The sequence below is a fragment of the Frankia sp. AgKG'84/4 genome, from assembly GCF_023242965.2.
Taxonomy (GTDB): domain Bacteria; phylum Actinomycetota; class Actinomycetes; order Frankiales; family Frankiaceae; genus Frankia.
The window spans coordinates 1-1,422 of sequence record NZ_JALKFU020001092.1; the positions used below are offsets into that span (position 1 = coordinate 1).

Annotated in this window: 2 protein-coding genes; one reads left to right on the plus strand and one right to left on the minus strand. The window is 76.1% G+C overall.

The features are described 5' to 3' along the window. Positions 1-485: DUF3017 domain-containing protein (locus tag MXD58_RS27555; RefSeq protein ID WP_250610999.1), on the plus strand; the 485-nt coding region annotated here is incomplete at its 5' end. Positions 486-564: 79 nt separating this feature from the next. Here MXD58_RS27555 and MXD58_RS27560 read toward each other — a convergent pair. After that, positions 565-1,422, minus strand: an 858-nt coding sequence (locus MXD58_RS27560) for an FAD-dependent monooxygenase (protein ID WP_250611007.1), incomplete at its 5' end; no start/stop codon positions are given.

A 1,422-nucleotide genomic window follows, 5' to 3' on the forward strand; every position in this document is an offset into this window, starting at 1 on the left:
ACCTTCGCCCGCGGCCGCGGACCCGGCCCGGCCCGCCGCCGCAGGCGTTCCCGGCCGCGTCATCCCGCCCGGCGTCGCGGATCCCCGGTGATGATGCGGGCCGGTACGGGCCGGTGCCGCGGGGCACGGCCGCCCAGGGTCCGTCGGGGCCCACCGAGGGGCGCGGAGCGGAACTCGGCACCGCGGCGGCACCGGCGGCGAGGCGGCCGAGCCTCGTCGACTGGCTGCGGCGGGAAGCCCTGTTCACCGTGATCCTCATCGGTGTGTTCGCCGGATTCGTACTGGTCACCCAGGACCGCTGGCGGCGCGGGCTGTTCACGGTCGGGGTGATGCTGATCCTCGCGGGGCTCGGGCGCCTCGCGCTGCCGGCGCGCCGCGCCGGGCTGCTCGTCGTGCGCGGGCGGCTGTTCGACACCGCGCTGCTGCTGGGCCTCGGAGCGGCCATCGTCGGACTGACCTCCGCCGTGCCCTATCTCGGCCCCTAACGCCCGGTGGCCGCAGCCGGCGAGTGGCCGGAGTCCGCGTGGCGGCACTGGACCCGGTCGGGTAGGTCGGAGCCGCCGCTCAGCGCAGGCCGGCCACCGTGCGCCGCACGGCCAGCCGAGTCAGGGTGCTCGCCGGGATCGTCCCGCGCCCCAGGCCGATCTCGACGAGGGTGTCGTAGAGCTCGGTGCGGGTGCGGGCGGCCCGGACCGCGCCGTCCATCATCGTGCGGCTGCGGCCGACGAGACCGGCGAGCAGCGTGGTGTGCCGCAGGTGCCGGCCCAGCTCCCCGTCGAGTGAGCGCCGGTACTGCCGGCCGGCGGTGGCCGGCGTCGACGTGACCGCCGCGCGGCCCGCCAGCGAACCGGACAGCAGCGCGTAGTAGATCCCTTCGCCGGTCAGCGGGTTGATCAGGGATGCCGCGTCGCCGACGAGCAGGACCGGTCCGTTCGGTTGCCGCGGCCGGTGGGTCGACAACGGCAGATGGTGGGCCCGCAGGGTGGCCGGATCGGCGGGGCTCTGCGGCAGCATGCCGGCCAGGGTCCGGTGCAGCACGCTCTTCGCGCTGGCCCCGTCGGCGCCGGCGCCGAGCTGTGAGCGCAGCATGCCGTAGCCGATGTTCGTCCGGCCGTCGCCGATCGGGAAGGACCAGGCGTAGGCGGGCCAGCCCACGTCCGTCATGTGGATGAACTGTTCCGACGGCCGGCCGTCGGCGGGCAGGTCGGCGTAGGCGCGCACGGCGATCGCCATGGCCTCCGGCGGGTTCGCCGCGAGCCCGAGCGCGCGGCGCACCACCGAGTTCGCGCCGTCGGCGCCGATCACAACCCGGGCGGTCAGCGCGCCGTTGACGACGACGACGGGCTCCCGGTCCTCGGTGGCGGGCAGCAGGATGACCTCCGCGGCATCGACCGCTCGCCCGGCCCGGCCGATCTGCTGGTA